This is a genomic window from Thermoactinomyces sp. CICC 10521 (assembly GCF_016055135.1).
Taxonomy (GTDB): domain Bacteria; phylum Bacillota; class Bacilli; order Thermoactinomycetales; family Thermoactinomycetaceae; genus Thermoactinomyces_A; species Thermoactinomyces_A daqus.
The window spans coordinates 133150-142114 of the sequence record NZ_JAECVZ010000007.1 but is presented as its reverse complement, the minus strand read 5'-3'; the positions used below and the strand labels follow the sequence as shown (position 1 = coordinate 142114).

The following is an 8965-nucleotide window of genomic DNA, read 5'->3' as shown; positions in this document are numbered from 1 at the left end:
CCATCCCGAACACGGAAGTTAAGCCCTCCAGCGCCGATGGTACTTGGGGTTCACCCCTGGGAGAGTAGGTCGTTGCCAGGCAAAGATACAAGCCACCTCCAACGAGGTGGCTTTTTCATTGTTGTCTTTGTTATTTTTATTTCCTTCGATTCATCCTCCTTCTCCATCCTTTCCCATCGCCATCTGTTTTTGAGCGTATTTCATTCACTCCGTCGGGAATCCTCGCGGAAATCCTGAGGATGTTCCCCGATGTTCTCCTCAGATTTGCGGATTCCTCCAAATGGGATACAAGTTATAGGGGCGGGAAATCGCTTCTCCAAAGTACAATTTTACCAGGCTTGGGGAATCTGGTTTGGAATCCGGCTTAAGGAAATTACAGATTTAATTTTTAATCGCGATTGAGCTGAGACAACTCAATTTAGCTGAAAATATTGGTCTCATTCAAAAATATTGGTTTTATTCAAGGAAGACGCTGTGAACTGCTTCTACTATGGATCGCTTCGACGATACGATACCGACGTTCACTGCGACCAGGAGTCTTTGTTAGCGTTTAGGGTTCCGTGGTAGTGTAGTTGGGAAACGGTTAGCATTTTTCTACTAAAATGGAAGGATAAAAGAAAGAAAAGATCAAGAAGCATGTGCCGAGGATTGGCTGGGAGACAGCAGAGCATCACTTGTTTTCTACTTTGTTTTGGATCTTGTGTTTTCATATTTAATACGTAAATAGCTTCTGAGCAGTGCATTTAGAGGAATAAAAATAGCAAAAATGAAAATGACAATCCATCTTGGAGTAAGCATCAGATTTCCTCCTTTTTCATTTAGCCTGTTACGCAAATGACGAAAATATTCTAATAGGGTGATGAATAAGCATAGGGAGTAGGATGTTTGACAGGTTATAGAAAACGGGAGATGGTTTATCAGGGAAATCCGGTTAAGGAAAGGAATGCCTGAACAAGAACTGTGCCACCTCCCGACAGGAGATATCCTTCTTCTTGGAAAATGTTTATCTCTTTACGGTATATACAGTGGATCAGAAGTAAACAAAATTGCCAGGGTAGAGGTGCCCCACTGACCGACCGGATCTAAGGTTGACTTCAGCGGAGTTTCATGACTGTCATTTTCGCCTGAAGTGCGTTGAAGCAGGGGAGTTTGGTTGCTTTTCGATGCAGTCGCCTGCCGCTGGAATTGTTTGTGTCGGTAATCATCCACTCACAGACGGACAAAATTTTGTTGATGAAATCCCTGAAAAATGGAAGCAATGAATTTTATTCGCTAAGCTTTCTCCACACAAGAAGCGGCCCGGGCAACCGGAATTGGAGCAATACCATGCAAAACATCAACACATCCCTGACAGCAACCATAATGAATTTTCCTCAAAAAACAGGGCTATTGGTCATTGTTTATTGTTTAAATCATTGCCCTTTTGGAAATGATGTGAACAAAAGGGAAAGGCGGGCGATTGAGATGGAGAATAAGCAGCCCTATCACTGTATCATTTGTGACCAGGTTCGCGATGAAATGTTACCTTTATTGGATCAATATATCTGTACCCTCTGTGAAAGAGAGTTGGCGCGCAGTACCGTTGATGATCTGCGTTATGGCTACTATGTTTGGCGTTTAAGGGTATTTTGGAATCATCAGGGAAAAACATTATATGAAGCACCTTAACTTTTTACTGAGAGGTGAAGCCTCTGTTGCCGTCTGGCGAAAACAAGCGAATCCTCGCGAGAGAGGATGGGTAAAGGGCGATTCATTTGCCTGTCGCGGATATTTGTGCTGCGTGGTTTTGTTCCCTGCCCTTTCGAGCAGCGCAATTCAGATACCGGGACATCGGTTTCCTTCAAGAAGTTGCGATGATCATCACAGAGACGGATTTTTTCAAACCATATTTCCTGAAAACGGGGAGCGCTAAATCTCTCCAATTTGACTTGGTTTCATCTTGACAGAAAAGACAGGGGATTCTGTTCACCATCCGCTCACCTCATCCGTTATCCGGCTGTCGGACAATGTTCCAGGGGCCGGCTTTTTTATTTGGGTGGGTGGTTGCAAACCCAAGCGGACCACGGAAAATGATCCCTCTGTGACAGAAAGGATTTCTCTATTCTTCAAGAAGCTGCTTGCGGATTTGAGTGAGGGCGTACTTTAACTTTGCTTGCCCATTTGCCATGAATTGTTTTATATAAATAGGAAGGAGGTGGCGCGAAAGTGGATCAGATGAAGGCGCCGTTGTTTGATGCTTTGATAAGGCATATCAACCGTTCGACGGGCAATTTTCATGTTCCCGGTCATAAACAAGGTCAGGCATTTGATGATGCCGGAAAGAAATGGTTTGCATCCGTTTTGCAATTGGATTTAACAGAGGTGGGGGAACTGGATGACTTACACCATCCGCAAGGAGCGATTTTGGAAGCGCAGCAGTTGGCGTCTGCAGCATTCAGGGCAGAACATACTCTTTTTCTGGTGGGAGGAACCACCGCCGGCATTTTAGCGACCATTCTTCACCTCTGTCGTCCGGGAGAAGAGATTATTATTCAGCGCAATTGCCATCAATCTGTGTTTCACGGATGTATGATGGCCGGGGCAAAACAGCGCTATCTGCCATGCGAATTTGACCAAAACGGAATGGAGATCCCGATTTCCCCGGATACGGTTCAACAGATGATCCGTCAGTACCCACAGGCCAAAGGGGTGGTGATTACCAGTCCGTCCTATTTTGGAGTTGTCCAGAATGTGCGCGAAATCGCAGAGATTTGCCATGCACATCAAATTCCGCTGGTTGTCGATGAAGCACATGGAGCCCACTTTGGATTTCACCCGCGTCTCCCGCTGTCGGCCATCGACCAAGGAGCCGATGTTTCCATTCAGTCCACGCACAAATTGCTCACCTCCATGACGATGTCCTCAATGCTGCACGCTCAAGGAGAAAGAGTAAATATCGCGGATATCATGCGCTGGCTTCGCATGATCGAATCAAGCAGCCCTTCTTATCCGTTGATGGCTTCTCTTGACTTGGCCAGACGATGGATCGCCACGAAGGGAAAGGAAGAATTGGAACGTTTGTTAATTGCCCTGGATCATTTCCGGGGAAATATAAAAAACGGTTCTTTTATACATGAGGTTTCTGTTCTCAGCCCTCATGATCCGTTAAAATTGACTTTAGTTGCCGATCCAGGAGTGTCCGGCTATGCCATGGCCGATTGGTTAAATAAACAGGGAATTTATGCTGAGTTGGCTGACCACCGAAAAGTGTTGTTTGTTTTTTCGCCTGGAACAACAGAAAGCGAGCTGAGCAGGCTTGAGCAGGTTCTCAGGCGGCTGGACAGGGAAATTTCCCATTTTCCCAAGGAACCTTCTTTCAATTTACCGAGCTTCTCCATACATACCCAGGCGAAGGTGGAGTTCGATGAACTGAGGCGGAGAAAAAGGCGCTGGATTCCTTTGGCCAGTGCCGCGGGTGAGATTGTGACAGAAATGATCACTCCGTATCCGCCAGGGATTCCTCTTGTGTTACCTGGAGAGGAATTGCGTGAAGAGGTTCTTCACTTTTTGTGCGATGTGATCCGGCGTGGAGGAAACGTGCGCGGTATTCGTTCTTCCGACACACCGGCGGTGGAGGTGCTCCTTTAAATCTTGACGGCGAAGTGAGGAGGTACGACAAGGATGGGAAAAGGTAGGTTTATTACGTTTGAAGGGCCGGAAGGGGCCGGAAAAACGACACAAATCCGACTGCTCGAGGATTATTTGCGGCTGAAGGGAAAAGAATGCATCACAGTGCGTGAGCCGGGTGGTACACCGATTGGAGACGGAATTCGTCAGATTTTATTGAGCACGGAATTTTCCGATATGAGGCCGCGAACCGAAATTCTGCTGTACGCTGCCTCCCGGGCCCAACTGGTGGATCAAGTGATTCGCCCCGCGCTGGAGCAAGGCAAGATTGTTTTATGCGACCGTTATGTTGATTCCAGCATTGCTTATCAGGGTTACGGGGCGCAGTGGGATCTTCAGGAGGTTATTCAGATTAACGAATGGGCAACCGGCGGCCTGAAACCTGATCGTACATATTTGCTTGATTTGCCCGTGGAAATGAGCCAGAGCCGGATGAAGAATCGCGGCGGAAAGAAGGATCGGATGGAATTGAAAGAGAAATTATTCCATGAACGGGTTCGTGAAGGGTTTCTCTCTTTGGCGCAAAGCGCCCCCGAACGTTATCGCAAGCTGGATGCATGCTTGAGCAAAGAAGAGATATTCGGGCAGCTGGCCGAAGACATCCTCAACTTGGTGAAAGATTGACGGGAGAATGATGCTGTCGGGACGAATTTCCAGCTCTTACTTAATGAGATGTTTGCTCAATTTTTACTGTGAATGATAGAATGGTATATGAGATTCTTTAACAGAATCCTGTGAGAATCAATGAACAAATTGACGGATAGATCAGATGATCCAAACGGGTTTATTTTGAATAAATTGGGAGGCGTGTATTCAAACAAAACCGGCAAGCATCAATATTTCTTGGATGGAACAAAAAAGAGATCATCGCTTTTCGTCAGCGACAGGCTGATACGATGCAACCTCTGGCCGTACTCGGAAAATAGGTTGGGCGGTAGAGGAGGGACGCTGTAAGTGCTAAGAGTGATTGGAGTTCGCTTTCGACAAGCGGGTAAGATATATTTTTTTGACCCTGCCGATTTACAAGTGCAACGCGGGGACCATGTCATCGTGGAAACGGTGCGGGGAGTTGAATACGGCCATGTGGTGACGGGAATCCGTTTTGTCAAGGAGGATGAAGTGGTACTGCCCCTTAAAAAGGTATTACGGATTGCCACGGATGGAGATACTGAACAAATGGAAGAAAATCGCCAGGCAGCAAAAGCGGCCTTATCCATTTGTCATGAAAAAATCCAAACACATGGTTTAGAAATGAAGTTGGTTGATGCAGAATACACGTTTGACCGCAATAAAATCATCTTTTATTTCACCGCGGATGGACGTGTCGATTTCCGCGAATTGGTTCGCGACTTGGCTGCGGTTTTTCGGACCCGTATCGAGCTCAGGCAGATCGGGGTACGGGATGAAGCAAAAATGTTGGGCGGAATTGGCCCGTGCGGACGGATTCTTTGCTGTTCGTCTTTTTTGGGAGACTTTGAGCCTGTTTCGATTAAAATGGCAAAAGATCAGAATCTATCCCTGAATCCGGCTAAAATCTCCGGGCTTTGCGGCCGGTTAATGTGCTGTTTGAAATATGAAAACGACCTTTATGATGAAGCGAAGCAAATTTTGCCCGATCTCGGTGAGAATGTGTTGACGCCGAACGGAGATGGAAAAGTGGTTTTGTTGAACCTCTTGGAGCGGCGGGTGCAAGTGGAACTGTTTCAAACGGGGGCGTTGGTGGAACATTCTTTGGAAGAGATCAAACTGACAGAGTCTCCGCAGACGAGCGGAAGCTATAAATGACCGGAAACCACGAATATTAACCGCTTTTGGTGATAAACGAGGTGGGGGGGCTTGGACAAAGAAGCTATCTTTGAGCAGGTCGCTCGCGTTGAAGAGCGAATCGGTGAACTGTATAAGGAATTAGCCGGGCTGAAAGAACAGATTGTCGGACTAATCGAAGATAATACCCGATTAATGATGGAGAACCAACGGCTGAAAGAGCTGGAAGCCAGGTTCTCTTCACCTTCAGGCGAAACAGAAGAAAAGACGCTTCCACCAAAAGAAGAAGCCGCAGGTAAAGGGGTTCATCATCTCGCAGATTTATATGAAGAAGGGTTTCATATATGCAATGTTCATTATGGTCGGTTGCGCGGAGAGGGAGATTGCCTGTTTTGTATCGCCTTTCTCAATAAATCATCCAAGGAAGAATGACGCTGGCAAAGTGGTACCAATTCGAGTATGGTGTAACCACCAGACCCGTCCGGTGCCGGAAGCCGGCGTTTTTTCTTTGCCCAAATGGAGGAAGAAAATGGCTGATTCCTATTATGTTTACATACTGGAGTGTCGGGACGGTACATTATACACAGGGATGACTAATCATTTGGAGCGGCGGTTGCGAATGCATCGTCTCGGAAAAGGGGCCAAATATACACGCGCCCGCTTACCGGTGGTTCTGCGGTATTATGAAGCGGGCACGAGCAAATCGTGGGCCCTGAAACGGGAGCATGAGATTAAAAAGATGTCACGGAAGGAAAAATGGAGATTAATCGCAGAAAGGGGAACCGAGCGATGCACGTGATCAAGAGTTTTGCCGAAGAAAAAAGAGGTATTCTCTATGTCGTCGGAACGCCGATCGGCAATTTGCAGGATATGAGTCCGAGAGCGTTGGAGATCCTGAGTGAAGTCGACCTGATTGCAGCTGAAGATACACGGCATACGCGAAAGTTGCTCCAGGTTTTTCAGTTTCATACGGAATTGATCAGTTACCATGAACATAATAAAAGAGAACGCGGAGCCCAACTGCTCAATCAGCTTTTGGAAGGGAAGAAAATAGCCCTGGTCAGCGATGCGGGGATGCCCGGAATTTCCGATCCGGGAGAAGAATTGGTTCGGGATGCCGTCCAACATCAGATTCCGGTGGTTCCGATCCCCGGCCCGAATGCCGCTCTGGCTGCGCTCGTTGCTTCAGGATTGCCGACCCAACCTTTTCTGTTCATCGGCTTTTTGCCGCGGTCAACTAAAGAGAGACGGGCGCAGTTGCAACGCTGGGCCAGGACCCCGGCCACCCTGCTGTTTTATGAATCTCCGCACCGGATCACCGAGATGCTGGCCGATCTTCGGCAAGTGATGGGCAACCGACGTTTGGCCATCTGCCGGGAATTGACCAAAAAGCATGAGGAATGGCTGCGCGGAGACATTGACCGCTGTTTGGATTACTTAAAGGAGCATGGAGCCCGCGGGGAATATACGATTGTCGTATCCGGAGATCTTCAGGAAGAAGAGGAATCTCAAGAGGAAGCATGGTGGGAATCACTTGCGATTGAAGATCATGTCGAGATTTATATAAAAAAGGGGATGTCAAAAAAAGAGGCGATCGCCCAAACGGCGAAAGATCGTTCCCTGCCCAAGCGAGAGGTTTATAATACCTATCACCGGAACTGAATTTGCCTGAAAGAAGGCATTTTGTCATCCAGGTATTATCCTCAGTCAATATAAAAAATATGACAGGAAAATTAACTTTCTATGTATAATAAAAGTATGTGTTTGGATGTCCAAAGTCGCGGCAGACAGGCTGGAAATAGACTAACGGAGGTGTAAGAGTTTGAGCAAACGACGAGGAGGGGGTATTTTAGGGTCATTGCAGCGCATCGGAAAATCATTGATGCTTCCGATCGCCGTGTTGCCGGCCGCGGGGATTTTGCTCCGCCTGGGCGCGTTATTGTCCGACCCGAAATACTTCGCCAAAGGAAGTATTATTTATTATGTAGGCGAAATTCTGACCCGTGGTGCGAGTGCGATTACGGACCATATGCCCGTCCTGTTTGCAGTCGGGGTGGCCATCGGATTGGCGGAAGAGGCGGGTGCCGCGGCACTGGCAGCTCTCGTTGGATATCTGGTGTTAAGCCAGGTGGTCGATCTGGGAAGCACCAAGACGATGAAACTGGATACCGGAGTTCTCGGTGGGATCATTTCCGGGGCCATCGCAGCAGTGCTTTATCGCCGGTACCACAAAATTAAACTGCCCGACTGGTTGCAGTTTTTTGGCGGAAAACGCTTTGTTCCGATCATTACCTCTTTTGTGATGGTATGGGTAGGTATTATTTTCTTATTCATTTGGCCGACTGTTCAAGACTGGATTAATAGTGCCGGAAACTGGTTGATCGGTGCGGGTGCCGTCGGAGTCTTTGTCTACGGGATTTTGAATCGTTTGCTGATTCCTTTTGGGCTTCACCATATTGTTAACACGATTGTCTGGTTTAATGTCGGATCGTATCACGGGGTTACGGGAGACATGAACCGGTTTTTGCATGGGGACCCGACTGCGGGAATCTTCATGGCCGGGATGTTCCCGATCATGATGTTTGCCTTGCCGGCTGCGTGTTTTGCCATGTTGCATGAAGCCCGGCCGTCCCAGCGCCAAAAAGTGTACGGTGTGCTGGTGAGCGCGGCTCTCACTGCCTTTTTGACCGGGGTTACCGAACCGATCGAGTTTTCGTTCATGTTTGTGGCGCCGATTTTATATGTGGTGCACGCCATTCTGACCGGGGTCTCCATGGCGGTTGTCGATCTGCTGGGAATCCGCCACGGTTTTACCTTCTCGGCAGGGGCGATTGACTATATTCTCAACTACAATCTGGCTACCAAGCCGTTGCTGTTGTTGGTCATCGGCGTGATTTATGCTGTGCTGTACTACGTCCTGTTCCGCTTCATGATCCGCATCTTTAACCTGAAGACACCCGGACGTGAAGATGAAGAGGATGAAACGGCAAATGCAGCGGAAGAAAAGGGGAAACGAGCCGGAGGAGGAGAGGATGAACTGGCGCGCCAGGTTCTCGAGGCCATCGGCGGAAAGGAAAATATCGAACATCTGGATGCTTGTATCACCCGCCTGCGCATGACTTTGAAGAATGAAGAAAAGCTGGATCGCGACCAATTGCGAAAATTGGGGGCTTCCGGTGTGATACAGGTGGGGCCGGGCAATTTTCAGGCTGTGTTTGGCACAAAATCTGAACTATTGAAGGAACGCATATTGGAAATAGCCAAACAGGAGAAGGCGGAGGAAGCGGAAAAACCCGAAAAGGAGTAAAAAAAGAAAGCGGTTGCCCGTGAACGAAGGGCAACCGCTTTACTCTGTGCCGGCATATCAAAATCTCCAAGGAAGGATGACTTCCTGCTTGCGTTTGCTGAAGCAGGCGTTTCGTAAATCTCCGCCTGATAAAACGGCAATATGGTTGACACAATATTTTCAAAGTTCTTCCTCGCCACTTCCCATGCAGGTAATATGTATCCTCATTAAGTGCGTAAGTGTTGCGGA

General features: G+C 47.9%; 8 protein-coding genes and 1 rRNA gene. All 9 read left to right on the top strand.

Annotated elements, in window-relative coordinates; translation table 11 throughout:
* Positions 1-81 (top strand): 5S ribosomal RNA (gene rrf, locus I8U17_RS07500); the annotation flags it as partial.
* Between the two features lie 1383 nt (positions 82-1464).
* Positions 1465-1668: a sigma factor G inhibitor Gin gene (locus I8U17_RS07495; protein ID WP_198059213.1), complete on the top strand. Its 204-nt coding sequence runs from the start codon at positions 1465-1467 to the stop codon at positions 1666-1668.
* Positions 1669-2214: 546 nt separating this feature from the next.
* Positions 2215-3627 carry an aminotransferase class I/II-fold pyridoxal phosphate-dependent enzyme gene (locus I8U17_RS07490; RefSeq protein ID WP_232330966.1) on the top strand — a complete coding sequence of 471 codons (1413 nt, stop codon included), beginning with the start codon at positions 2215-2217 and terminating at the stop codon, positions 3625-3627.
* Positions 3628-3660: 33 nt separating this feature from the next.
* Complete coding sequence (tmk, locus tag I8U17_RS07485; protein ID WP_033100716.1) at positions 3661-4290, top strand: dTMP kinase; 630 nt, start codon at positions 3661-3663, stop codon at positions 4288-4290.
* 330 nt (positions 4291-4620) lie between these two features.
* Positions 4621-5451, top strand: a complete 831-nt coding sequence (locus tag I8U17_RS07480; protein ID WP_033100714.1) for a PSP1 domain-containing protein — start codon at positions 4621-4623, stop codon at positions 5449-5451.
* A 51-nt stretch (positions 5452-5502) separates the two neighbouring features.
* On the top strand, positions 5503-5862 hold the full coding sequence (locus tag I8U17_RS07475) for an initiation-control protein YabA (RefSeq protein ID WP_033100713.1): 360 nt from the start codon (positions 5503-5505) through the stop codon (positions 5860-5862).
* A gap of 97 nt (positions 5863-5959) precedes the next feature.
* On the top strand, positions 5960-6229 hold the full coding sequence (locus tag I8U17_RS07470) for a GIY-YIG nuclease family protein (RefSeq protein ID WP_033100712.1): 270 nt from the start codon (positions 5960-5962) through the stop codon (positions 6227-6229).
* Positions 6220-7092, top strand: a complete 873-nt coding sequence (rsmI, locus tag I8U17_RS07465) for a 16S rRNA (cytidine(1402)-2'-O)-methyltransferase (RefSeq protein ID WP_033100711.1) — start codon at positions 6220-6222, stop codon at positions 7090-7092. The genes I8U17_RS07470 and rsmI overlap by 10 nt, the downstream gene beginning before the upstream one ends.
* Before the next feature lie 184 nt (positions 7093-7276).
* Positions 7277-8737 carry an N-acetylglucosamine-specific PTS transporter subunit IIBC gene (gene nagE, locus I8U17_RS07460; protein ID WP_198056028.1) on the top strand — a complete coding sequence of 487 codons (1461 nt, stop codon included), beginning with the start codon at positions 7277-7279 and terminating at the stop codon, positions 8735-8737.
* Positions 8738-8965: the final 228 nt, after the last annotated feature.

What these genes read in the sequence shown, in the direction of transcription:
- I8U17_RS07495 (WP_198059213.1), top strand. Translation starts at nt 1,465, where the DNA reads ATGGAGAATAAGCAGCCCTATCACTGTATCATTTGTGACCAGGTTCGC.
- rsmI (WP_033100711.1), top strand. Translation starts at nt 6,220, where the DNA reads ATGCACGTGATCAAGAGTTTTGCCGAAGAAAAAAGAGGTATTCTCTAT.
- tmk (WP_033100716.1), top strand. Translation starts at nt 3,661, where the DNA reads ATGGGAAAAGGTAGGTTTATTACGTTTGAAGGGCCGGAAGGGGCCGGA.
- I8U17_RS07470 (WP_033100712.1), top strand. Translation starts at nt 5,960, where the DNA reads ATGGCTGATTCCTATTATGTTTACATACTGGAGTGTCGGGACGGTACA.
- I8U17_RS07490 (WP_232330966.1), top strand. Translation starts at nt 2,215, where the DNA reads ATGAAGGCGCCGTTGTTTGATGCTTTGATAAGGCATATCAACCGTTCG.